Source organism: Streptomyces sp. NPDC008125 (assembly GCF_042957125.1).
Classification (GTDB): domain Bacteria; phylum Actinomycetota; class Actinomycetes; order Streptomycetales; family Streptomycetaceae; genus Streptomyces.
Genome location: NZ_JBIBHR010000016.1, coordinates 177,938 through 201,765, shown reverse-complemented (window position 1 = coordinate 201,765; position 23,828 = coordinate 177,938). Strand labels below are relative to the sequence as shown.

Here is a 23,828-nt window from a genome sequence, read left to right as displayed (position 1 = left end):
GTCCGGACCGGTTCCCGGCGCCCGACGCCGGGGCCGTGCCGGGGATGGCCGAACTGGCGCGGCTGGAAGTCGGGATCGGTGCGGAGGATGCCGACCGGGAGACCGGGCGGGAGGTGGCCGTCCGGCTGGAGGCGCTCCGGGCCGGGTCCGTCCTGCAGCTGCAGTGGCCGCCGCTACCAGCGCCTCGACGGCCACGGGTAACACGCCACTCGGCCTGGGGCCCGTCGGCCCGGGCCGACGGGCCCCAGGCCGAGTGGCGGGCGGCACGGCCCCCCGTCACGTCCGGGAGGTCCCGGCCGCCGCTGCGGAGGTACTCGGTGGCGGCTCCGAAGGAGCCGCTGTGTCCGCCGTGGCAGACCTCAGGGCAGCCAATCAGACGCTTCGCTGCGACCCGCAAGTACGACCGGAGCATGTTCCTCCGGGGCAAACCATGAGTTCACGACCACCGTTCACATTCGACGTCGAGGCGTGAGTCGGTGCGCACCCACACCTCGCCGTCGGCGGCCTCGGCCGGGGCGTCGACTCGTTCGAGACCGAGGAATTCGATCAACCCGAGCAGCTCGGCTCGTTCGGCTCGGTCATCGCCGACATCGTGCGAGTCGAAGAAGACGTAGTACTGGTCGCTCGGGTCCACGATGCCCGAATCCGCCCAGATGCGGGCTACTTCCGCGATCGCCGCGGCCTCGGTCGTGATCGCGGCGGCGCGAGTGGTGCCGCGGGTCTCCGGTGACGCGTCGACGTCGGCACGGTCCGAGAACCACTGGCCGAAGTGGTCGAGGCCGGGGTATCCGTTCTCGAAGAACAGCATCGCGCTCGGCATGTAGCGATTGGCCCTGTCCACCTTGAGATGTTCGGACCGGCCTTGGCCTCCCGCGTCGATCCGGCTTATCACGCCCTGACCGGGCATGAGCACCAGTCTCTGGCCCGCCCGTACGTCTTCGACGGTGTACGTGTCCGCATCCCGCCCGCGGAAGAACTCGGAGAACGCCACGTACGCTTCCTGAGGGTCGCTCAGCAAGACCTGCTGGTCGTTACCGTCACCGGCACCGAAGACGAACTGCTTGGGTCCGGGGTGGTACGGACGGGCCATGTGTGTCCTTCGTTCAGAGGCGAGATCCCTCAGCGTAGCCACGTCGGACCCCGGGTGCGCCATGCGCGTCGGCGGTCTGCCGCGCCACGGCCCCATCACCGCCCGCGACACCGGCCGGCCGCCTGCCGATCCGCCCGGATGCCCCGGCCGCGCCGAGCGCCGCGGACGTACGGCTCCGAGCGGCAACCGCGTACGCCGCCGACCTGTCACTCGTCCCGCCCCGAGGAGACAGCCCGCACTCACCGGTGGCACTGTGGACATACGGGATTGGGGTGGAGTTCACCGAAGGGGGAGCGATGGACGGTTCGTCGGCCGAGGCCGAAGTGGAGCGTGCGGGAGCGCCCGGAGTCCGTTCAGCGATCGCCCAGTCCGCTCCGGAGGTCTCCGTGGTCGCCCGCCTCGCCCATCTCCAAGGCGTGGTGGGGAACAGTGCCGTCGTCCGCCTGCTGGGTGAGCGGACCACTGTCGGGGGCGGGGCCGTTGGGGCAGTCGACTCTGCCCCCTTGGACCCTTGCTGAGGGACGGGCGCTTCGCCTACAACTGGTAGGCAATCAGCACGAGTCGGCGAGGAGGACCGCCTGTGCGCTCCGTTGATCGGGAGCACCGAAAGACCGATGAGCGGGTACCGGGCACGACGCGCCAGTCACGGCCGCCGACAACCCTGAACAGTGCATGGGTGCGCCACCTGCAGCGCGTGGCAGCGGCCGGTACGACCTCGTCGCACCCCGGAGCGGGCCCGCAGAGCGAGGCCGTCGGCCGGGCCCAGGTGCAACGGACCGCTGTGGACGGCAGTCCGCGCTCCCACCTGGCCGTCGAGCCCGCACGCACACCCGACCACGCGGGCGGCGGCCGTGCACACCCGCACTCCGGACCGGCGCCGGTCCAGCGAGCGGGCCAGGGTGCGGAGCCCGAAGACCCCGCTCCCCGGCAGGCCGGGCAATCCCCAGGGGGAGCGGACGTCATAGCCCGTCTGAGCGAGTCGATCGAACAGCACACGGTCCAGGAAAAGACGAAGAAGAACCCCTTCGCGCCGGGGACTTGGTGGCCCGAGCGCTGGATGGTCGAGGGTCCGGCCCGGCTCAGGAAGACTCTCGACCGGCGGGTGATGCGGGGCGAGCCGTTCAACAGCCAGGACCTGGCCGACATCAGGAAGCTTTCCGAGGTCAATCCGCAGTGGCTCGAAGAGGTGGGCATCGGCACCTACCAGCAGGCCGAGAGCTACACCGAGGGTGGCTTCAAGGACTGGCTCAGGCTCCCCGCGGGCAAGCGCGTACTCACCGCCACCCTGGCCGTGCGTGCCGACCATCCTGCCGTGCGTGAGGCGCGCCAGGCCCCGCCGATCTCGCCCGACTACACCCTCGGCCGGTTCATGCTCACCCGGGCCCCCGGTACCTCGCCGGAGGAGAGGAAGCTCCTGGAGCGGGAACGCGACCAGCAGATCCGGGAGACGGCCGTCGACACCCTGCACCCGGCCGGGATGGCAGCCGGTCGCCGGCATCCGGACGGCATCTCCGGGTCGGGCCCGACCGAGGGCAAGGGCGCAAGCGCGAGTGCATCCGATGCGTCCGATGTCACGTCTCGAGACGCGCAGGCCCGCGAGATTCTCACGAGGGTGCTCCTCGTTCTGCGGCACGGGCTGAAGCTGTACGACCCCGAGGCCGGCGCTCACGTGGCCGACTACGAGAAGGACGTCGTCCGCGCGCTCGCCCACGGCGGGCGCGTCAACATCCGTATTCCCGCCCTGAGGTCGGCCGACGAACCGGCCTACTCACTGCCTCACTTCCTCGGCGTGACCCAGGACGACCGTGCGAACACCCCTGCGCAGGGCGTCAGTGAACGCTCTTTCGCCACCCACCGCACCGCCATCGGCGCCAACAAGGGCGACAAGCCCGGCGCGTTCAAGGAGAAGGGCGGAATCGCGGCGTCGCTCACCAACGTCCTGTCCGTCGGTGCCGACCGTCCGGACCTGTGGGGCCAGAACATCTCCGGCGGCGGGCTCGGCTCCAAGGACTGGAACGGTGACGTGGTCCTGCCGAACGGTTCCCACGGCCACATGCTTCTGGTCCATCACCGGCCGACCATGAAGAAGGACGGTTCGCTCCAGATCGGCATCGAGACTCTCGCGCCGCATGCCGCCAGCCCGGTGGGCTATCAGCACGACTTCCGTTCCACCGAGGCCACCGCCAACCCGGAGTCGGTGCTGCACGGCCACAAGGGCGACAAGGTCGGCTCGGGTGGGCTGGGCAAGAACGAACGGCTGGTCCAGTTGGGGGAGATGGGCGGCGGGGACTGGCGTGTGTTCCTCGACGGGATCAAGACGGAGTGGGACGCCATGCTGGCTGCGACCGAGGACGGTTCCAAGGAGCGGCGAGCACTCTACGAAGAGCTGGTCGGCCCACGGGCCCAGCCGAAATCCTGACGGTGCGACCCAGGACCGACCCGGCCCGGAAACGGCGGACTTCGCCCCTTTCGCGGGCGGGCACCGGCCCGACCGGCTCGTCGAGCCGCGCCGCCGCACGAGGTCGGGCGCCGAGCGGTCGACGTTCCGTCGTCACGGGCCCGGCCTTCCGTGTGCTCCGGCCGGATCACCGTCCCGGGACCCGGAGGGGCGGGGAAGGGCGACCGGCGCTGCCGCGAAAGAGCCCGGCGGAACTGCGACGACGGTCAGAGGTGGCCCTGTTCCCGTCGCCGCGCGCGGCTGCCCGTACGGCCTGCACCACGCGGGCTGCGGTGGCCTCGTGCCGCCCTCCGATCGCGCCGACTAGGACTTGTCCGGGCGATCATGTTGCTGGTTAGGGTGCGAGCGTGGCCAAGACGAGCGTGGCGCAAGACGAGCGTGGCGCAAGACGAGCGTGGCCAAGACGAGCGTGAGCAACGAGACCAGCAGCGTGGTCTGCCTGTGGGTACGGGAAGGGATGGTGTCCCGTGGAGTGGTGTGGCGGATCTTGGCGGGGATGTGCGCCTGTTTTGGGCCGTGATGTGCGTCGGCTGCCTGTGCGCGCTCCCTGAACACGAAGGCAGCGACCGTGTAACTGTCCCGGGTGAGTGAGCCGGAAGTTCGATCCAAGTGGGTACACGGTGGCCTTGTCACAGCATGACCTACTTCGCCTGCTGGAGTCACTGCGTTCGGCGGATGGTCTTGAACTCGTGCGTGAAATCGCCCAGCGGGTGCTGCAGGAATTGATCGAGGCCGAGGCCCCGCGCACATCGGCGCGGAGTGGAACGAGCGGACAACCACGCGGACCGGCTGCCGCACCGGGCACCGGGACACGGTGACCACGCAGGCCGGCGACCTGGAACTCGTGATCCCGAAACTACGGGCCGGCAGCTTCTTCCCCAGCCTGCTCGAACGCCGGCACCGCATCGACCAGGCCCTCTACGCCGTCGTCGTGGAGGCATACGTCCACGGCGTTTCCACCCGCAACGTCGAAGACCTGATCGAAGCGCTCGGCTCGGACACCGGAATGTCGACGAGCGAGGTCTCGCGGATCTGCGGCGATCTCGACGAACAGCTCGACGCGTTCCGCACCCGCCCGCTGGACCACACCCGGTTCCCCTACGTGTATCTCGACGCGACCTACGTCAAGGCCTCGGCTACAGCAAGACTGAAGCGTTCTGGTCCACGTTCCTGCGCTCGTTGTGGGAGCGGGGCATGAGCGGGGTCCGCCTGGTCATCTCCGACAGCCGCAGCGGCCTGGTCAAAGCCATCCGCACGGTCATGCTCGGCGCCGCCTGGCAGCGCTGCCGGGTCCATTTCGTCCGCAATATCTTCTCCGTGATCCTCAAGGGAGCAGCCGAGATGGTCGCCGCCACGACCCGCACCCTCTTTGCCCAGCCCACCGCCGAAACCGTCCGCACCCACTTCGACACCCTCGCGGACATGCTCGGCGCACAGTTCCCCAAGGTCCAAGAGATGCTTCTGGACGCGAAAGAGGACCTGACCGCGTTCGCGGGCTTCCCCCACCAGCACTGGAAGAAGATCCAGTCGACGTCAGCGTCGCCAACGCCTTGGGCGCGGAGATCGCCACCCGCCATCTGCTCGAACTCGGCCACCGCAGGCTCGCGTTCGTCTCCGGATCGGTCGGCAGTGTCGACCGCCGCGAGGGACTGCGCGGATTCCGCGCCGCACTGGAGGAAGCGGGCCTCGACCCGGCCGACGCCGTCGTCTGGCCGGGCGCCGCCATGACCGAGTTCGGCGACAAGGACGCCGCCGAGCGCGGCCGCAACGCCGCCCGCGAACTCCTCTCCGGTCCTCGGCCACCCACCGCCTTCGTCGCCATCAACGACATGTGCACCATCGGAATCTGCCGGGGCATCAAGGACGCCGGACTCACGGCCGGCCCCGATGTCTCGGTGGTCGGCTTCGACGACATCCTTCTCGCCGACTTCTTCGAGCCGCCCCTGACCACGGTGCGCCAGCCGCTGCCGGAGATGGCCGCCGAGACATTCCAGCAGCTCCGCGCCCGGATCGAGGCCGAACCGGGCGCGGGCCGCTCGCTGCTGATCAGACCCCGCCTGGTGGTCCGGGAGTCCACCGGGCCGGTGCGGCAGGCGCCGGGCCGGGCCCCGGTGCAGGGAGCGACGGCCGCGACGCCGCGCTGACGGGGAGGGCTCGTGCGGCGGGGGAGGGTGCCGACCTCCGCGGTGCCCGAGGGGGCCTCGGACGCCGTGGCGACACCCTCATCGTGAACTGCCCGCCCCTTGAGGGCTGTCAGCCCTCGCGGGCCGACGGACTGAACACGCGGGGCGGGCGCACCGTCGTGCTCGGTCCGGGCGTCACACGCACCTGCCGCTGAGCCAGGATTTCAGTTCCTTCGGCCAGGTGGTGGCCATCGGCACCGAGGTGGTCGGCAGGCCGTACCGGTTCAGTCTGTTCAGCCAGGTCGCGTAGTTGCCGGAGGCAGCAGGGGCGGGCTCCTCCCAGTCGATCCCGTCGACCCAGCGCGGGTGGTTCCTGAGCGTGACACCAAGGCCCGCCGCCTCGATACGCTTCTCGAGTTCGGCCGTCAGGTCGACGTTGTCGCTCCCCGTGTAGATCATGATCGGCTGGGAGGCGATCCGTTCCTTGATGGGGGCGATGACCTCGTTCCACGCGGTCTCGCGGATGGTGGCGTCATTGTTGAGGAGTGACTGCCCGGCTTCTCCCTTGAGTTCCACGAGGGCGGCCATGTTCTGGCTCTTGGCGCTGTCGAGCCATTCCCGGAAGGTGTACACGGTCTCGCCCTTGTACGGGCCTTGGTCGATGGTCCGGCCCTTGAGCTGGTCGGTTCCGGTGGCCCACCAGATCGCGTTCACGTCGGCGTCCGGCCCCGTCAGACCTCGGGTCGACGTGTTGTGCCACATCACACCCTTGGTGCCGTCCTTGGTGAGCTGAAGGTCGGCCTCCACACCGGCCGCTCCCCAGCTCTTCTGCTGGGCAAGCCCTGCGGGGTGGTTCGGCTGGCGAACCTGGTCCCGCTCCCACGCATTGGGACCCGTCGGATAGCCGCCGTGCCCGAAGATCGTCGGGCAGACCGGCAGCCCTTCCGAGTGGCGCTCGATCGGACGCATCCGGTCGAAGGTCCAGCCCGTCTCGGTTTCCCAGCCGTGCAGGTCACCGGCGAGGGTTCCGTCCGCCCGGGCGGTGAAGGTGATGGTCTTCACCGTGCCCGACCGGAGGTCGGTGTAGCCGTAGACCGTGGCGAGGTCGTCGCGGCCGTCACCGTTGTAGTCGCCGGTGACGATCTTCATACGGGACCGTTCGTACCAGCCCGTCGGCCTGTTCAGGAGTTCGCGGCGATTGCCGAACTTACCTTCGGCGTCGAGGTCGAAGCCGATCAGAGCGTCGTGCCCGTCGGCGTAGTCGTACCAGGCGGCGATGGAGTCACGACCATCACCGTCGAAGTCACCGGAATGCACGGTCGCCCGGCTGAACGTCCAGCCGGTGGTGGACTCCCAGCCGCGGACCGGCTCGGCGAATCCGCCACCGGGCTCGCCCGTGAAGGACATCAGCGTCACGGTGCCGGAGGCATAGCCGTACAGCACACCCAGGTCGTCGCGGCCGTCGCCGTCGTAGTCGCCGGTGGCGAACTTCATGCGGCTGACCTGCCACCCGTCGGCTGCGGTGCGCGTGAAGGACGAGAAGGGACTGGCGAAACCGCCGTCGGTCCGGGCGAGGAACGTGAACAGCTTGTCGTCGCCGTTGCGGTAGTCGTACCAGACGGCGATGTCGTCGCGACCGTCACCGTCGAAGTCCCCGGCCTCGGCGGTGATGGCGTCGAAGGTCCAGTTGCCGGGGTCCGCCGTCCAGGAGGTGAGGCGGGTGCCGAATCTCCCGTCTCCCTTGCCGAGCCAGGTGAACAGGGAGACCTTGCCGTCGTCGTAGCCGTAGAAGGCGGCGACGTCACCCGTCCCGTCACCGTTGAAGTCACCGGTGACGTACTTCATGTGCTCGGCCCAGTAGTTGCCCTCGGTCGACTCCCACGCCTTGAGGGGCGCGGAGAGGCTGCCGTCGGGGCCGGCTGCGAAGGTGTGCATGGCGTCGCTGCCGTCCGAGTAGTCGTACCAGGACACCATGTCGCTGCGGCCGTCACGGTTGTAGTCGTGACGGGGGCCCTTCCCGGCAGCTGCCCGTACAGTGGCCACGCGTGCCCCGCCGTCTGCCGCGTCGGCGTTCTCGTGAGCCACGTCGCTGACCTGGGGAAGTTCGGTGACTCCGTCCGCGGCGCCCCCGGCCGGAGCGACCGCCACTGGCTCGCCGCGCACTTGGGCACTCGCATTGCCACCACCCGCCTGCAGACCGAGCAGGGCGCACACGACAACGGCACAGACCATGCCCGTGGGTCTCTTCATCCGGCTGTTCATCCCCCTGTGTTGCTGCCTGATGCTTCTGCCACTCGACGAAACGAACGCGCCCGCGCTCTGCGGACGCGCTCCCGCTCAGTCGCCTCAGGCGCGGCACCCGACCCCAGGGAGTGCGCGTATGGACGAGGGGGCGACATGTGCGGCGGGGCGACTCCGGTGCCGATTTGACCACCGCCCCGGCATCAAGTGCCAGCCGTTATCGAGCCCTTCGAATCAAGCCATGGCCGAAGAGCGACTGCACGCGACATCGACGACCGCGACCCGGATCGGTGACGTCGCCACAGCCGCCGTCCACCTGGGCCAAGGCGATACCCGCGCACTCTGGGGCGATGTCGCAGGCGTGGTCGCAGGTGGCTTCGTAGGACTGGCGTGTGAAGCGGCAGTGGGTTACTTCGCTGCCCCCACTCTGGGAGCATCCCTGGGAGCTGCAGCCGGTTGCTACGCACTCTCGTGGAGTGCAGGGCAAATAGCATCTACCGCCGTTAGCGGATAAACGAAATCCGGGGCGGGAGAGGAAGCACTCCTCTCCCGCCCCGGGCGCGGAAGGGAGTTCAACATGCCAGAGCCACATGCCGGATGGACGATGGAGCGGCGTGCCTCCTACAGGCGATATCTTCAGTTCACTGGCGCTTTCGAAGCTGTAGGCGTCGCCTTTTCCATCTTCCTGATTTCCTCCGGAAATAGCGGAGGATGGGTACTTCTGGGCATTATTGTATGCACGTCGATTGTTGGTTACTTTTCCATTCGGAGGAGGATGAAAAACCAACTCTGACGAGAGCAGCCGCAGATGCCGAGTGTGAAGCGGCCCGCGCCGTCGCCCGGGAGCAGGCCAAGCTGGAGCGCGAGGCCGTGGCCGTCGCCGCCACGGCGCGTCAGGTGCTGGCGTGCGAGGGCTGCGGGCGGGCCGGGGCCGGCGGGCTGTGCGAGGCGTGCGGTTGCCGTCGGGAGACCGAGGCGCTCACCGTACGGACTGCGCAGCTCGTCCCGGCGCGGTCGCTCGCCCCGTCGGCCAGTGCCTCTGATGCCGCGGCCCTCGATGCCAGGGTCCGTACGGCCATCGGCCGCAAGGCCGCCGCCGAGTGGTCGGAGTTCCTGGAGATCTCCGACCCGGACGACCTCGACGCCGACCAGGCCCGCGCGGAGCTCGCGGCCGCGCTCGCCGCCCACAGCACCGTCCAGCAGATCGCCGACCAGGCCAAGGCCAGCGCACTGGCCGCGTTCGGCCGGACCGACGAAGCCGACACCGAAGCCGACCGGGCCTACCGGACCGAGCAGGGTCGCCGCTGGTTTCAACCCCACCGGCGAAGCCGCCGTCGCCGCCGCGACGAAAGCCTCCACCACCGCCCGGAACCGCGTCGCCCACCACCTGCTGACAATGCGCCCGGAGCAGATGCGCGAGCAGGCCGTCGCGGGGCACCGCCCAGGCCCGGGCCGCGTCGTGGACGAACCGGCTGCCGGAGCTCGCCGCCCGCGCCCTCGACGGTGACGCCTGCGGGATGGTGATCGCATGACCACCGGGTCGGCGCTGAGCGGCGTCGACCTCGCGCGCCAGCCCTACCGCCGCCGGCGAGGAGGACGCCTCGGGCCCGAACTCCGCTCCAGAAGACTTCATCAGTCTTCTAGCACTCGACGGCCTCCAGCAGTTCGCCCTCGCGGAGGGCGCTCACCACCAGCACCGCTCGCGCCCCCTCCCTCTCCGCGTACCGGGTGGCGCAGCCGAGACGCGGACCCTCCTGCCCCGTCGACGGGAAGAAGCGGGATCAGGCGTAGTCGGGGATGTTGCGGGCCGCCCAGTCCGCGAGGGCGTGAGCGCACTCCGCGACGGATTCCCGCCAGGACTTGGCGGCTCCCTCGCCGGCGTCGTCACTGACGTGCTTGACGATGTGCAGGGACACGCCGGCCTGGTGTGCGGCTGTCGCCAAGGCGTAGCCCTCCATGTCGACCAGGGGCGCGTGCGCGGCCAGGCGGGCGCGGGCGGCCTCGTCGTCGATGAAGGAGTCCCCGGTGGCCAGGGTGGGACCGTCAGGGTCGCCCACTGTCAGGGGTGCGCCGTAGATCTCCCCGGTCAGGGAGAGCAAGGTGTCGCTGTCCAGGTCGTGCTGCATGACCGTGCCGATGACGTGGGTACCGGTCCAGTCCGGGCGCAGGGCTCCGGCGGTGCCGAGGTTGACGACGTGCGACGGCCTCGGGCCTCGGCCGAGCACCGCGGCGAGCGAGCTCGCCGCGTTGACCTTGCCCATGCCCGTCAGCAGGACGGGCAAGGAGGTGTCGAGACACTGGGCCTCTTCCTTGACCGCGAGAACGAGCAAGGGACGAGTGCCGGTGATCTCTCCCGTGAGTTGCATGGGATCAGCGTATGAGTCGGCTCTCGATGCCCGCTCCCCGGGGGCGGGCATCTCCGCGGCGACCACACACCTACGGGCCGGTGTCGCCTCGAAGACGGGTGGAACGTCCGGGCTCGGCGGGCGGGCGATCACGAAGCCCCTCGGTGCTGCTTGCCGACCCACGCTCCTGGACACCCGTATGAGAACACGGTCCCGGCCACGGTGGCACCCATCGCCCGCACGCTCGGCACCGCCTCCGAGCCGGCCCCGCGGTCCGACGCCAGGGACTTCGGCCACGGGAACCAGAGGCAGCCCTCCGCCGACGCGCAGTCCGATACCCGTTACGATGGAGGGAGACAGAACGTTCTGCCTTGACGCGAGAAGGTGAGATGCTCTTTTATGGGCAGGACCGGATGTCCATCCGACATGGGGGGCGCCGGACCGGCCCACCCGGACGCCCGGGGCGGGGGCCGTACTAGAGCGGTCGGCCGCGCTGCGGTGCCAGGCGCTGCGGACGGCGAACCGCTCGGTCCGCTCCGGCGGCACATCAGGCGCGGCAAGCGGGCTCCCGTACGTGACGGATGACGCGGGCTCTTGCCATCCGTCCCGGAGCGAAGTCGGTTGGGCGGGGAAACCCACAGGAGGACGGACACGTGAACTCTGCATCACCCGAAGGGCGGGGCGCTCCTGTCGGGCGGCGCGTCTTCCTGGGCACGCTCGCGCTCGGCGCGCTCGGCGTCGTCGCCGCCCCCGCGCTGCAGCGGGACACGGAAGCGCTGGCCGGACTGGATCCCACCGGGCTGACGGGGCTCCTTCCGAACGGAGGGGGCTTCCGCTACTACTCGGTCACCTCGTCGGTTCCGCACAAGAACGCCGAAACCTACCGGCTCACCGTCGACGGGCTGGTCGACCGCCCGGCCTCCTACACCCTGACCGATCTCCGGGCGCTGCCTCAGACCCGTACGGTGCGCGACATCCAGTGCGTCACCGGGTGGCGTGTCCCGAGCACCCCCTTCGAAGGGGTGCGCCTGTCGCACCTGCTGGACGCCGCGGGAGTACGCTCCTCGGCCGGCGCGGTGCACTTCACCTGCTTCGACGGCGCCTACTCGGAGAGCCTCACCCTGGAACAGGCGCGCCGCGCGGACGTCATCGTCGCCCTGCGCATGCAGGACAAGGACATCGCCCACTCCCACGGCGGGCCGGTCCGCCTCTATGTGGCGCCGATGTACTTCTACAAGTCCGCCAAGTGGCTCTCCGGCATCACGGTCACGAAGGACGTGGAACCGGGCTTCTGGGAGGGACGCGGTTACGACATCGACGCCTGGGTGGGCCGATCGAACGGACGGGACGATGAGCCGACAGCCTGAGCTCCGACCGGCGGCGAAGCAACAGGGGCCCGCCCCGCGCCTGCGGCGATTCAGCCCCGCCGAGCGCTGGGCGCATCGCGCGACGGCCGTGCTGATGGGCGTCTGCGGGACGACGGCGGCCTTCCTGTACCTGCCCGCGCTCGCCGAACTCGTCGGTCGCCGCGCCCTCGTGGTCACCGTCCACCAGTGGTCAGGAGTCGCTCTGCCCGTCCCGGTCCTGATCGCGCTCGCCTCCCGGGCACTGCGCGCCGACCTGAGCCGGCTGAACCGATTCGGCCCGCACGACCGCCGGTGGCTGCGCGCGGCCCTGCGCCGGGACGGGCGGCCGTCCTCCCGCCCGGCGGACAAGTTCAACGCCGGGCAGAAGCTCTACGCGGCCTGGGTCGCGGGTGCCACGCTCGTCATGCTCGGTACCGGGCTGATGATGTGGTTCACCCACCTCACCCCGCTGATCTGGCGCACCGGGGCCACTTTCGTGCACGACTGGCTGGCCCTCACCCTCGCCATCGTCGTCGGCGGACACATCGGCAAGGCCATGGGCGATGCGGAGGCCCGCCGGGGCATGCGTACCGGTTCGGTCGCGCGGGAGTGGGCCGAGCGGGAGCACCCGCTCTGGCACCAGCAGCCCGACCGGGAGCAACCGCGCTGACGGCAGCCGGTCAGGCGGACCGGGTTTTCAGGATTCCTTCGACGGCCTGCAGGAAGGTCTCGGAGACCAGCCGGGGGTCGGAGAGGCAGCCGGAGGCCATGGCACCGTCCCGGAGCAGGACGAGGTGCCGGCCGGCGGCTTCGGCCGGTGTGGCACCGGTCCCGGCCAGCAGTCCCGTGACGGTGTCCAGGAACCACTGCCGGTGGGCCAGGACGGCCCGGTGCACCGGGTGTTCCGGATCGGGGTATTCCGCCGCCGCGTTGAGGAACGCGCAACCCCGGAATCCGGGGGAGCGGATGCCCGCGGTGATGGTCCGGCAGACGGCCCGGATCTTGTCGGCCGCCGACTCCTCGCCCGCCTGAGCGGCCTCGGCCTGCGCCCGGAGCTGCCGGTCGGCCTCACCGAGGTACGCGAGGATGAGTTCCTCCTTGCCCTGGAAGTGCCGGTACAGCGTGGCACGGGTGACCTGCGCCTCCGCCACGATCCGGTCGACGCCGACGGAGTGGATGCCCTCCGCGTAGAAGATCCTGGTCGCCGTGGAGAGCAGCCGCGCTCGCGCCTCCGACGTACCGGGTTCTCTCGTTCTCTGGCTCATGCGCACAGGTTAGCGAACCGCGGTGGAGAACGATCGGTCTCGGGTGGTCTGTGCCGTCGGTGGTGTCCCTCTTCGGGAAAGTCCCTGAGCGGATGCCGCTTCCCGTGGGGGCGTCACGCGCGCAGGCAGAAGGGGTGACCGGCCGGCTCGCGCAGGACGCGTGAGCGTTCAGGGGTGGGCTGGTGGTGCTCCTTGGTGGCACCGAGTCCGACTGCCTCGTGCTCGGCGGTGTCCAGATCGTCGACGCCGCCCGCGCCCGCTTCGCCGCTCACGGCTTCGCGCGGACGTCCATGCCCGACATCGTCGAAGCCTCCGGACTGTCCGTCGGGGCGATCTACCGGTACTTCAAGGGCAAGGACGAGATCGTCGCCGCCATCTGTGAGCAGGCCGGCCAGGCGCTCCCTGCGGAGCTGACCGCCGAGTCCGTCCATGACTTCCTCCAGCACATCCGCACCATGGCGCGCGAGAAGGGTCACGCCCGGCTCGTCGCCCAGATCTACGCCGAGGCCGCCGTCGCTCCGGGCCTCGCCACCCTGGTCCACTGCCAACTCCAGGAGATGCGCGAGGCCGTCGCCGCTCTGCTGCCCGACCGCGATCCCGTGCACGCGGCCCGCGTCGCCGAAGCCTTCGTGGCGCTCTGCCACGGCTACACCCAGCAACTCGCGGTACGGGGCGACCTCGACCCCGCCCCGTACGCCGCAGCCCTCGTCGCGATCGCCGAGTCGTGAGCGAACCGGACGCAACCGTCCCGCGCGTGACGGCTGCCGTGCCCCACCATCTTCCTGTCGTGCACGTCTTCCCGCGGGCCCTGCGAATCCTCGGGGCCGCTGTTCATACCGGCTGCCGCTGGATGTGAGCTCGCCGGTCCCGCGAGAAACTCGCGCGCCTGTCGCAGTCCCGGCCGGGTGGTGTGCCCGTGCGCACACCACCTGGCCCGAGAGCCGGTCCATGGAGCCGGCTTCGGCGGCGTGATCCGGCCCGTCGCCACCGGACGGCGCGGAGAGACGTGGCGCCGGGTGGCCGGGACCCAGCCGGTCCTGTCGGTCAGCCGGAGCCGGGGCGACCTCTGTATTGACAGTACGCCGTCATGTCGGTGTGATGAGTGGGAGCGCTCCCACTCGTGAAATGCCTTACCCCCCACCGAGGAGACGCACATGCAGATGCTTCCCCCGCGATTACTGCGCAGGCCCTGGACAGTGGCCGTAGCAGCCCTCGCGCTGGCCTTGTCCTTCTTCGTCGTCGTGCCCGCCAGCGGCTCGGCCATGGCCGACGGATGCCGGGTCGACTACACGGTCGACGAGTGGACCGGTGGCTATACCGCTCAGGTACGAGTCACCCATACCGGTCCCGCGCTCAGTGGTTGGCAGCTGGCGTGGACGTACGGCGGCGACCAGCACGTCACCTCCGCCTGGAACGCGACCGTCGCACAGACCGGCCACGCCGTGACCGCCACCAACACGGCCTGGAACGGAGGGCTGGCCGACGGCGGTACCGTCGACTTCGGCCTCCAGGGGACCTGGCAGTCGGCGCACCCGGTGCCCACGGATTTCACTCTCAACGGGTTGTCCTGCGGCGGTGACGGCACCTCACCGCCGACGACCCCCTCCCCGACCGCGACCCCGTCACCCACCACGACGCCGTCCCCGACCGCGACGCCGCCTTCCGCTGAGTGCGGTGGTGCCGCCGTCTGTGACGGCTTCGAGGACCAGGCAGGGCCGGCCCCCTCAGGGAACTGGCGTTTCACCGCGCCCGACTGCCAGGGCACGGGCACGGCCGCCGTCGATACGGGGGTCGCGCACAGCGGCACGCGATCGCTGCGGGTGGACGGGCGGGCAGGCTACTGCAACCACGCCTTCGTGGCCGCGACCGCCGACCTCTCGTCGGTCGGACCGGTGCTGTACGTCCGCATGTGGGTACGGCACACCACCGCACTCCCGGCCGCACACGTCGCTTTCGTGTCGATGCCGGACAGCTCCCAGGGCGGCAAGGCGCTGCGGATCGGCGGCCAGAACGGCGCCCTGCAGTGGAACCGGGAAATCGACGACGCCACGCTCCCGGCGCAGAGCCCGGTCGGGGTGGGGCTGAGCAGGGCCCTGCCGACGGGTAGTTGGCAGTGCCTGCGGTTCGCGGTCAACACCTCGACAACCGGACTCGACACCTGGCTCGGCGACGAGCTGGTGCCGGGACTGCATGCCGACGGCGTACCGACGCAGGACGTCGACGCGCAGTGGCTCTCCCGGACCACCGCGCCGAAACCCACCGCCCTGCGGCTGGGCTGGGAGAGTTACGGAACCGGCGACGACACCCTGTGGTTCGACGACGTGGTCGCCGGCTCCTCGCCGGTCGGCTGCTGACGACCGGCGCGAAGCCGGTTTCGGGCAGGAGACGTTTCAGCGCCCGGTGCGCAGGCGAATGGCCTGCGTCCAGGCGTTGGAACGCCCCGGAGAGGCGGTCTTGCACGCGGGGGCGTAGCAACGCCAGAACCAGTTGCCGTTTCTCCGCCGCCGAATGTCGATCTCGGTACCGCGGCACCGGCCGCATCGCGGGGGCGGGCGAAGGTCTCCGCGTGCTCGTGCGCGAGCAGCCTGCGGGCGAAGTACGCGCCGCCAGGTGCGGCGGTCCCACCCGGACGATGTCGCCGGTCCTGTGGCGCTTCTCCCGCGCCACCCCCAGCAGCGCGTTGTCCACGGCGATATGGGTCGCCGACACCAGCAGCACCCGCCGTCCCTGCGCGATCAGGTCACCGATGGCGCGCTTGAGGACGGTGGTCGTCCCCGTGCCGGGCGGCCCCCACACCAGGTGGACGCCTTCGCCGAGGCACGCGCGGTAGGCGTCCGCCCGGCCGGGACGGAGGGGCAGCTCGTGCCAGGCCGGTGGGGCCGACGGTTCCGCTCGATACGAGTGCGCGCCGGTGATCTCCGGTCAGTGGCGACCGGTGGACAGGGTGATGAGGAACTGCCCGCCGCCCTGCTCGATGCCGGCGGTCACCGGCAGCCCCGGTACCAGCCGGGAGAATCGGTCCACCAGCCAGTCCGCCGCCTCCTGGGCGTCCTTCCTGGTCGGACAGCGGCCCACCATCTCGCGGCCCCCCTTGCGCTCCAGCCTCCCGGCTACGGTGATGAGCGGCGCGGGTTCGACCACGTACAGGTGTTCCGGCCAGGCGATGACCACCTTCACGGCGCCCTTGCGGGTGTTGCATCCGCGGTGCGCGAGCCGCTCGGCGACCTTGGCCTTCCGGTCGGCGGTCCGGCTGTCGACGCTGGGCCCCCGCGGGTCGTTCACCGACTCGTCGGGGTCGACCGCTTCATCACACACCCAGCATCGCCAGCCGTCGCGCTCGGCCACATCATCAAGAAGACTCATCCGAGCAAACTAGCCTGCCTGCCGGCACCCCGCGTACCGGGGTCCCGTCGATTGCGGCGGTGTGCCGGCCGTTTGGCCGGGGGCCGGCAGACGGCCGCCGGGAGCGGACCCCGGCCCCGGCGATCGGGCGCCACGGTCATCGGGTGGTCAACTGGGCTGCTGGCCATCGGCATGGCGGGGCGTGTCTCCCCGGGGCGCCTTGAGGTAGGTGGTTCTTATCTGCACCACGCTCCTTGATCAAGGCGGTGTCAGTGGGGGTGGGTAGGTTCTGGAGGCGCGGTGCGGTCGGCATCCGGGGAATCCAGCTCCAGAGAGCAGCTGCCTCCCTGGCTCTGTCCGGGGGTGGTCCTCGTAGGTCGAGGACCCATCCGACGGCCAGGCATCGTTGAGGGCCAAGAGTGGATCCCGTCAGCGCCGGCCGCACCGTGCCAGCTGTGATGCCTTGTCGGCCCGGAGCGCTAATGTGCTCCGGGACTCAACGAGGAGATGACGTGGCTGAGCCGAGCTGGCAGCTCATGCAGGAAGACCGCCTGGTCGGGACGTTGGTCGAGAAGGAAGTCGACATGTTCTGGACGGACTGTCACTTCGCGCCAGGGCCCGGTTGGGACGATCTCCGTCCCCTCTTCGAGGCCTCCCGCGACGCCTGGCGAAGCGGCGATGAAGAGGCTGCGGTCGAAGCCGACGAAGCGATCTATGCGCAAGGACTCGTTCTCGCGCCGCTTGACGGCGGGGCGCCGCTCACGGAGTTCCTCCTTCGTATCAATGGTGACAAGGCTCGCTTCCGCTACTGAGATCACGTCATGCCCTCAGGGCTGCTGATCTGTCCGGGAGCCGCTGCTGGCAGTGGTCCGCGGTCTCGGGATGCCGAGGTCCACGGTGGGTCGGCGGCTCCAGCGTTTGGTCTCTTCCTTCTTGGCCTGGAGGAAGGTCAGTGTGAGGTCGAGACCTTCGACTTCGCCGGTCCACCCCTCGGCTTCGGCACGTAGTCGCCGTGCCTGGAGGTCTTCCTCAAGTTCGTCGAGTCTGGCCAGCATCTTGGGGTTCACGTGCAGCATCGGACAGCGGATGCAGGCGTGCTCGTGCTGGCACGGTGTGCCGTAGGGACGCGCGCAAGAGCCCAGTTCGACCTTGCGCTTGTCGAAGTGCTCCTCGAACTCCGTCCATTCGTCGGCGGTGGCCGGACGGTACTCTTCCTCCAGCCTGATAGCCCGACGGTTCTGCAGGTGCACCTGGTAGTGGTTGATCACGTCCTCTTCGAATACGGCGACGTAGCCGCGGGTGGTTTGGATGTTGAGGTGGCCGAGCAAAGCCGCGCCGATATGGATCGGCAGGCCGCTGTTGACGAGCTCGGTCGTGAAGATCCTCCGGAAGTCGTGCGGGGTGAACTTCATCCCGCGGAAGCCGGGGTGCTCCTCGGCGAGCGCCTCGCAGCGTCGTTCGAGCATCTGCTGGACGGTGCCGGTGCCGATCACGGAGCGGCTGGAGCCCAGTTGGCGCTGGAACAGGAAGGGCATCGGTGCGCTGAACACCTTGTCGTGCGGGTCGAACCGGCGGAGCTGCGGGATGGGCCGGCCGTCCTTGGTGTGTCGTCGGATGACGGAGGCGATCACGTGGAACAGCTCTGGGGACATCGGGATGACCCGTTCCCTGTCGGTCTTGGACGGGGCGACGACGAGAAGGGCGATGACCTCACCGTTGGACCGCTGGTATTGACGGATGCTCAGGTGGGTGAGCTCGCAGAGCTCCTCGATGCGGACGCCGGAGTGGCGCAGGGTCTCGACGCAGGCCAGTCCCAGAAGGCGTTCTCCTCCTCGGCGGTGACGTTGATCATCTCGTCGGTGGCTTCGTCGGCGACACGGAGCGGCGCCTCGCCGTGCCGTTGGAGCCTTCGGTCGCTGTCGGTGATCACTCGCCGGTAGGAGCGGTTGTTGAGGATGAAGGACTCGTCGGCCTCCGCCTGGGCGGCTCGGTCGAGAAGGGCCCGGGTGTGGTCGTAGCGGGTCTCGACGTGATCGACGAGCACGGGCAGCAGAGGCTGGCGCTGGCGGGTGCGGTCGGCCGTGCGCTCGTTGATCCTCCGCCGGCGCTTGCCCAGACCGCGGAGTTCGGAGGGCGGGACCGGGCAGGGCGCGACCCACTTGGCCCAGCGCTCGGGCTCCTCGGCCGCCCAGGTGTGCAGGTCGTAGTAGAAGCTGCGGACGCTGATGACGATGCCGTCCTGGCCTGCGCGAGGTGTGCCGTCGTCCTTGACGGTGATCATCTGCCGCCAGGTCTGGTAGACCTTCGGGTCGATTCGCAGGTCGGCCTGGTCGGGGTTGATGCGTTCGATCTTCTCCCAGAAGTGGTGGACGACCGCCAGCACGAGGTTAACCAGGGTGGCGTAGTCCGTGTCCGCACGGCGGCGGGTGCAGTAGTCGAGCAGTAGCTCCCGGACGGCACGGTTGCGGATCGGGTAGCGGTCGACGAGTTCCTCGACACTCTGCTGACCTCGGTGCAGGGCCTGGCGCATCGTGGCGGGGACGGCGGGAGGGAAGTGCCCCATGTCGTGGAGCACTTGCCAGGCGGCCCGACCCGGGAACAGGTTGGCGTCCTTCTTCCCTTGCCGTAGCACGGACGAGCGGACCTTGCGGGTCTCGTGCGCGTGGTGCAGAAGGGACTCGGGGGTCAGGTCGGCCAGCGCGATGTCCTGAACGGTGAGCAGGCAGCAGACGTCGTAGAGAGCGCGTCGCTTGTGCTGCCATCCCATCTCGTGGGCCTCGACGGCGTCGGCGTACTTGTCGAGCAGCGGGTCGTCCTGGGCGGTGACGAATACGTCGGAGTAGTTGTTGAACGTGTGGCGGTAGAAGGACAGCAGGGAGGGACGGATCGCGCGCAGGCTGAACAGCGAGCGGACCCCTGTGGTCAGGCTCTGGCCGGTGGTGCGGCTGCTGCCGAGAGTGCTGGCAGAGATCTCGCCGCGACCGAGCGGGTTGTTGTCCCAGCGCTCCTGCCAGGTCTCGCCGGTGAAGGTGTCCAGGTAGTCCAGGACTGCGGCCGTGGCCGCTCCGCGCTGGACTTGGGTGACGCGGGCGCCGTCCCAGGTGTCTATGGCGAGGTCGGCGATCCGGGAGGTCGTCGCCCGGGCGAGGCTCCCGAACGGGCGCGGAACCTTGGTCGCGACGGCGGGTGCGGCCTGCATCTGGCTGGAGACGAAGCGGCTGGGGAAGTGCAGCCCTTCGGCGACGGGGCCGTGCCGGCGGCTGACGCCCGTGGTGCGGAGCGAGGTCTCAGGCACCGAACACCGCCGCGATGTCGGCCGGGTCGTAGCCGGTGGGGTAGCTGGGCTGGACCCGGGGACGCGCGTAGTGCTCGGCGAGCTTGTCGAAGATCTCTTCCACCCGGACCGCGAGGTATCGGCTGGTGGTCTGGATGTTGGCATGGCGCAGGATCGCCTGGACCTCGGCAAGGGTGAGCTTGCCACCGTTGGCCATCCGGGAGGCCGCGGTGTGCCGGAGGTCGTGCAGGGTCCAGTTGGTGCCCAGGGCGGTGTTCGCGCGCTGGATGACCCGGCGCATCGCCGAGTAGGTCAGCGGCCGGTCGGTGCCGCGACGGGCTCGCCAGATCGGCTCGTCCGCCGCCGCTATCCCGGTCTCGTCGATGTAGGACGCCAAGCGCAGGAAAGCGGCAGGGGAAGCCGGGATGACCTCGCGGTCACGGGTTCCCTTGGAGATGACGTAGAACCGCTGTCCGGCCCAGTCGATGTCGCCGATCCGTACGCCGAGAAGCTCCTCGGCGCGGGCGCCGCTGGAGACGTAGAACTCCAGCAGAGCACGGTCGCGTTCGCAGCCCATCTTGTCGAACAACTCGTCCCAGAGCCGGTCCGGGATCGCTCGCGGAGGCCGGTCCGGCACCTTCTGCCGCAGCCGGGCGCGACCGAGGATCGGCTTCGGCTCCAGTGGGCTGAGGTGACCCAAGGCCCGCCGCCGCTGGGCGGACGCCGGCACCGGGTTGACGACGGGTCCGTTGCCCTGGTGGACGTGGAACTCGTAGAAGCCGCTGATCACCGACAGCGCATGGTTGATGGTCCGCGGCGCATAGCCCACACCGAGCATCGGCTTGCCGGTCTTCAGGTTCACCGATCCAGGAGGCGGTGTTGTGGCCGACTTCCGCTTGCGCTGAGGGTTCGGCGCCGTGCGCAACCACCCAGTGAGCAAAGCGACTTCACTCTCAGTGGCCCTGTCCCAGGCGACGTCGAGCAGCCACAGCAGCCGGAACCACCGCAGCATTCCGTAGCCGTAGCTGCGGCCGGTGTGCGGGCTGGTGTCACTCAGCGCAAGGTCGCACAGGTAGGCGGTCACTGGCTCGATCTCCTTTCCGGATGGGTCGGTCACGACGAACGGTGGGTGCGTGCCCTGGGCAGGGCCGAGGGCCCCAAGGCGGGGGATCTCTGCCCGCCCGTCCATGAGCGCGTGGCGTAGGTCCATCTTCAGCTCCTTGATCACGATGGCTGGGCGCCATGATCGCGGAGCGGACGGTGGTGCAGATAACTGAGCAGTGAGAAGCCGTCGTCCCGAGTGATGACCTGGCCCGTCGTGTCTCCGAACGCTCAGAGGGAGCCGCGAAGAAGGCCGGCTGAGGGTGCGGAGGAATCGAGCGGTACGGGCGTTGCCTGCGCGGGGCCGCCCTCCGCTCCGGGAAGTGCGGGGATGCGCGACTCGGAGGGGCCGGCCTCGGGTGCGTGGGAGGTGGCCGTGGACTGCTGCGGCGGGCCGTGCCGAGGCTCCCGGCCCGGGCCGATCACGCAGAGGGTCGCGCCGAGCCCCATGAGGGGCGCGCGAGAACGGCGGCTACGACGACGAGAACTACGACGACGATCACCACCGTAAGTACGGACCAAACTGATGAGACGTCAACCGGGTCCTGGTGGCCCTTCACCGTTCCCTGGCCGCATGCGCGCGCTCCGAGAAGGGGGGGCGGGGAATGCGCACGACAGCTGCAGCTGACGAAAGCCCTTCTGCCGCGCCGCATCCGGTGCCCACCCCGACCCTGGCGCGGTCGGCCCGCCGAGGCGATCCCTCTGCCCGTGAGCTGTCCGCCGGCCGCCGTTCCGGGCGGAGGGCAACGTGCTGTGGGGCCGGTGCGCGTACGCATCGACCCCACAGTCACAACGCCGGAGTGCGCCGGCTACCGGGTCAGACCAGGTCGAACCGGTCGAGGTTCATGACCTTGGTCCAGGCGGCGACGAAGTCCGTCACGAACTTCTGCCGCGCGTCGTCGCTCGCGTAGACCTCGGCGAGCGCGCGGAGTTCGGAGTTGGAGCCGAAGACCAGGTCGGCGCGGGTGCCGGTCCACTTGACCTGGCCGCTCGCGTCACGGGCCTCGAACTCGTCCTGCGCCGACGACGTCGACTTCCAGGTGGTGCCCAGGTCGAGCAGGTTCACGAAGAAGTCGTTGGTCAGCGTCCCCGGGCGGTCGGTGAGGACGCCGTGCTTCGAGCCGCCGGAGTTGGCGCCCAGCACGCGCAGACCGCCGACCAGGACGGTGGTCTCCGGGGCGCTCAGCGTCAGCAGGTTGGCCCGGTCGAGGAGCAGGTACTCCGCGGGAAGGCGACTGCCCTTGCCGGTGTAGTTGCGGAAGCCGTCGTACGCGGGCTCCAGGGCGGCGAAGGACTCGATGTCCGTCTGGTCCTGCGTGGCGTCGACCCGGCCCGCGGTGAACGGCACCTCCACCTCGACGCCGGCGTCCTTGGCCGCCTGCTCGACGGCCGCGCCGCCCGCGAGGACGATCAGGTCGGCCAGCGAGACCTGCTTGCCGTCCTTCGCGTTGAAGGAAGCCTGGACGCCTTCCAGGACGCGCAGGACCTGGGCCAGCTCGTCCGGGTCGTTCGCCTCCCAGCCGCGCTGCGGCTCCAGACGGATGCGGGCACCGTTGGCGCCGCCGCGCTTGTCGCTGCCGCGGAAGGTCGCGGCCGAGGCCCAGGCGGCCGAGACCAGCTGTGCCACCGTCAGGTCCGTGGCGAGCACCTGCTCCTTGAGCGAGGCGATGTCCGCGGCGTCCAGCAGCTCACCGGTGCGCGCGGGCAGCGGGTCCTGCCAGAGCAGCACCTCGGAGGGAACCTCCGGGCCCAAGTAGCGCTGGATCGGGCCCATGTCACGGTGCGTCAGCTTGTACCAGGCGCGCGCGAAGGCGTCCGCGAACTCCTCCGGGTTCTCGTGGAAGCGGCGCGAGATCTGCTCGTAGGCCGGGTCGAAGCGAAGCGACAGGTCGGTGGTGAGCATCTGCGGCTTCTGCTTCTTCGACGCGTCGTGCGCGTGCGGGACGGTCGCCTCGGCGTCCTTGGCGATCCACTGGTGCGCCCCGGCCGGGGACTTGGTCAGCTCGTACTCGTACGCGAAGAGGTTGTGGAAGAACTCGTTGCCCCACTGCGTCGGGGTGCTGGTCCAGGTCACCTCCAGACCGCTGGTGATGGCGTCCCCGCCCTTGCCCGTCTTGTAGGTGCTGCGCCAGCCGAGGCCCTGCTCCTCCAGCGGGGCACCCTCGGGGTCCGCGCCGACGCTCTCGGCCGGGCCCGCGCCGTGCGTCTTGCCGAAGGTGTGGCCACCGGCGATGAGGGCGACGGTCTCCTCGTCGTTCATCGCCATCCGGCGGAAGGTCTCGCGGATGTCGCGGGCGGCCGCGATCGGGTCCGGGTTGCCGTTGGGGCCTTCGGGGTTGACGTAGATCAGGCCCATCTGGACCGCGCCGAGCGGGCTCTCCAGCTCGCGGTCGCCGGTGTAGCGCTCGTCGTCGAGCCAGGTGGTCTCCGGGCCCCAGTAGACGTCCTCCTCCGACTCCCAGACGTCCTCGCGGCCACCGGCGAAGCCGAAGGTCTCGAAGCCCATGGTCTCCAGAGCGACGTTGCCGGTGAGGATCAGCAGGTCGGCCCAGGACAGCGACTGGCCGTACTTCTTCTTGACGGGCCAGAGCAGACGGCGGGCCTTGTCCAGGTTGCCGTTGTCCGGCCAGCTGTTCAGCGGGGCGAAGCGCTGCTGACCGGCGCCCGCACCACCACGGCCGTCGCTGATGCGGTACGTGCCGGCGCTGTGCCAGGCCATCCGGATCATCAGCGGTCCGTAGTTGCCGAAGTCGGCCGGCCACCAGTCCTGCGACGTGGTGAGGACCTCGGCGATGTCCCGCTTCACCGCGGGCAGGTCGAGCGTCCGGAACGCGGCCGCGTAGTCGAAGTCCGCACCGAGCGGGTTCGCCACGGCGGGGTTCTTGGCCAGGATCTTCAGGTTGAGGCGGTCCGGCCACCACTGGCGGTTCCCGCCGCCCTGGGTGGGGTGCGGCGCGCGGCCGTGGGCAACGGGGCAGCCGCCCGCCTGCGCCTCGGGCACCTCGGGGATGGCCGTCTCGGGCGAGTCCGGGGTGACGGGATCGAAGACATGCGACTCGTGGTTCTCGGTCATGGCAATCCTTCCGGACCCGGCGGGTCGTGGGGGCGCTGAACGGGGAGGAGGATTCGGGCCGTGCAGAAGGGGAACGCTGTGTGCCAGGTCTCGCCGCGGACCGCCCGGACGCCTCACGGACCACCGGACCGGCGGTCCCGGGCGGTGCGACCGGAAAGGCGCTCGGTCGG

General features: G+C 69.9%; 18 protein-coding genes and 2 pseudogenes. 9 read left to right on the top strand and 11 right to left on the bottom strand.

What is annotated here, in order from left to right:
• Positions 1 to 436: 436 nt before the first annotated feature.
• Positions 437 to 1,090 carry a hypothetical protein gene (locus ACFZAX_RS26045; RefSeq protein WP_390964640.1) on the bottom strand — a complete coding sequence of 218 codons (654 nt, stop codon included), beginning with the start codon at positions 1,088 to 1,090 and terminating at the stop codon, positions 437 to 439.
• Positions 1,091 to 1,766: 676 nt separating this feature from the next.
• Here ACFZAX_RS26045 and ACFZAX_RS26040 point away from each other — a divergent pair.
• From ACFZAX_RS26040 to ACFZAX_RS26030, 3 genes and pseudogenes are all read left to right on the top strand, one after another.
• Positions 1,767 to 3,509, top strand: coding sequence for a PE-PGRS family protein (locus ACFZAX_RS26040; protein WP_390964638.1), 1,743 nt, complete (start codon positions 1,767 to 1,769; stop codon positions 3,507 to 3,509).
• 659 nt (positions 3,510 to 4,168) lie between these two features.
• Positions 4,169 to 5,084, top strand: a pseudogene (locus tag ACFZAX_RS26035) (transposase); the annotation flags it as partial.
• A gap of 14 nt (positions 5,085 to 5,098) precedes the next feature.
• Positions 5,099 to 5,692: a substrate-binding domain-containing protein gene (locus tag ACFZAX_RS26030; RefSeq protein ID WP_390964634.1), complete on the top strand. Its 594-nt coding sequence runs from the start codon at positions 5,099 to 5,101 to the stop codon at positions 5,690 to 5,692.
• 174 nt (positions 5,693 to 5,866) lie between these two features.
• Here ACFZAX_RS26030 and ACFZAX_RS26025 read toward each other — a convergent pair whose 3' ends face one another.
• Entirely contained in the window at positions 5,867 to 7,921 is a 2,055-nt protein-coding gene (locus ACFZAX_RS26025) for an FG-GAP-like repeat-containing protein (protein WP_390964632.1), read from the bottom strand.
• Between the two features lie 726 nt (positions 7,922 to 8,647).
• Between ACFZAX_RS26025 and ACFZAX_RS26020 the strand changes: the two genes are divergently transcribed.
• Positions 8,648 to 9,436, top strand: a complete 789-nt coding sequence (locus ACFZAX_RS26020; RefSeq protein ID WP_390964631.1) for a hypothetical protein — start codon at positions 8,648 to 8,650, stop codon at positions 9,434 to 9,436.
• A 257-nt stretch (positions 9,437 to 9,693) separates the two neighbouring features.
• On the opposite strand, the gene ACFZAX_RS26015 is transcribed toward ACFZAX_RS26020, so the two are convergent.
• Entirely contained in the window at positions 9,694 to 10,278 is a 585-nt protein-coding gene (locus ACFZAX_RS26015; protein WP_390964630.1) for a nucleosidase, read from the bottom strand.
• Positions 10,279 to 10,910: 632 nt separating this feature from the next.
• Between ACFZAX_RS26015 and ACFZAX_RS26010 the strand changes: the two genes are divergently transcribed.
• Positions 10,911 to 11,624, top strand: coding sequence for a molybdopterin-dependent oxidoreductase (locus tag ACFZAX_RS26010; RefSeq protein ID WP_390964629.1), 714 nt, complete (start codon positions 10,911 to 10,913; stop codon positions 11,622 to 11,624).
• The gene (locus ACFZAX_RS26005) at positions 11,608 to 12,273 is read left to right on the top strand and encodes a cytochrome b/b6 domain-containing protein (protein ID WP_390964627.1); all 666 of its coding nucleotides are present in this window, start codon (positions 11,608 to 11,610) and stop codon (positions 12,271 to 12,273) included. The genes ACFZAX_RS26010 and ACFZAX_RS26005 overlap by 17 nt, the downstream gene beginning before the upstream one ends.
• Positions 12,274 to 12,283: 10 nt before the next feature.
• Here the strand turns inward: ACFZAX_RS26005 and ACFZAX_RS26000 are convergent, their stop codons facing one another.
• Together ACFZAX_RS26000 and ACFZAX_RS25995 are read right to left on the bottom strand one after the other, a co-directional pair.
• Positions 12,284 to 12,868 carry a TetR family transcriptional regulator gene (locus ACFZAX_RS26000; protein WP_390964626.1) on the bottom strand — a complete coding sequence of 195 codons (585 nt, stop codon included), beginning with the start codon at positions 12,866 to 12,868 and terminating at the stop codon, positions 12,284 to 12,286.
• 113 nt (positions 12,869 to 12,981) lie between these two features.
• Positions 12,982 to 13,104, bottom strand: a complete 123-nt coding sequence (locus ACFZAX_RS25995; protein WP_390964659.1) for a VOC family protein — start codon at positions 13,102 to 13,104, stop codon at positions 12,982 to 12,984.
• Between ACFZAX_RS25995 and ACFZAX_RS25990 the strand changes: the two genes are divergently transcribed.
• Together ACFZAX_RS25990 and ACFZAX_RS25985 are read left to right on the top strand one after the other, a co-directional pair.
• Positions 13,051 to 13,596: a TetR family transcriptional regulator gene (locus ACFZAX_RS25990; protein WP_390964624.1), complete on the top strand. Its 546-nt coding sequence runs from the start codon at positions 13,051 to 13,053 to the stop codon at positions 13,594 to 13,596. The two genes, ACFZAX_RS25995 and ACFZAX_RS25990, sit on opposite strands and share 54 nt — an antisense overlap.
• Positions 13,597 to 14,022: 426 nt before the next feature.
• Complete coding sequence (locus ACFZAX_RS25985) at positions 14,023 to 15,222, top strand: cellulose binding domain-containing protein (protein ID WP_390964622.1); 1,200 nt, start codon at positions 14,023 to 14,025, stop codon at positions 15,220 to 15,222.
• 262 nt (positions 15,223 to 15,484) lie between these two features.
• On the opposite strand, the pseudogene ACFZAX_RS25980 reads toward ACFZAX_RS25985, so the two are convergent.
• Both ACFZAX_RS25980 and ACFZAX_RS25975 read right to left on the bottom strand, forming a co-directional pair.
• Positions 15,485 to 15,727, bottom strand: a pseudogene (locus ACFZAX_RS25980) (AAA domain-containing protein); the annotation flags it as partial.
• 63 nt (positions 15,728 to 15,790) lie between these two features.
• Complete coding sequence (locus tag ACFZAX_RS25975; protein ID WP_390964620.1) at positions 15,791 to 16,231, bottom strand: hypothetical protein; 441 nt, start codon at positions 16,229 to 16,231, stop codon at positions 15,791 to 15,793.
• 491 nt (positions 16,232 to 16,722) lie between these two features.
• Here ACFZAX_RS25975 and ACFZAX_RS25970 point away from each other — a divergent pair, with 491 nt between their 5' ends.
• A complete protein-coding gene (locus tag ACFZAX_RS25970) occupies positions 16,723 to 17,022 on the top strand; it encodes a hypothetical protein (protein ID WP_390964618.1) in 300 nt (99 codons plus the stop codon).
• Positions 17,023 to 17,037: 15 nt separating this feature from the next.
• Here the strand turns inward: ACFZAX_RS25970 and ACFZAX_RS25965 are convergent, their stop codons facing one another.
• The 4 genes from ACFZAX_RS25965 to katG form a co-directional block, all read right to left on the bottom strand.
• Positions 17,038 to 17,982, bottom strand: a complete 945-nt coding sequence (locus ACFZAX_RS25965) for a tyrosine-type recombinase/integrase (RefSeq protein WP_390964658.1) — start codon at positions 17,980 to 17,982, stop codon at positions 17,038 to 17,040.
• The gene (locus ACFZAX_RS25960) at positions 17,952 to 19,505 is read right to left on the bottom strand and encodes a hypothetical protein (RefSeq protein WP_390964616.1); all 1,554 of its coding nucleotides are present in this window, start codon (positions 19,503 to 19,505) and stop codon (positions 17,952 to 17,954) included. The genes ACFZAX_RS25965 and ACFZAX_RS25960 overlap by 31 nt, the downstream gene beginning before the upstream one ends.
• A complete protein-coding gene (locus ACFZAX_RS25955; RefSeq protein ID WP_390964615.1) occupies positions 19,498 to 20,694 on the bottom strand; it encodes a tyrosine-type recombinase/integrase in 1,197 nt (398 codons plus the stop codon). Before ACFZAX_RS25955 ends, ACFZAX_RS25960 begins: the two co-directional genes overlap by 8 nt.
• A gap of 708 nt (positions 20,695 to 21,402) precedes the next feature.
• Positions 21,403 to 23,658 (bottom strand): catalase/peroxidase HPI, encoded by a 2,256-nt coding sequence (katG, locus tag ACFZAX_RS25950; RefSeq protein ID WP_390964613.1) that lies wholly within the window; start codon positions 23,656 to 23,658, stop codon positions 21,403 to 21,405.
• Positions 23,659 to 23,828: the final 170 nt, after the last annotated feature.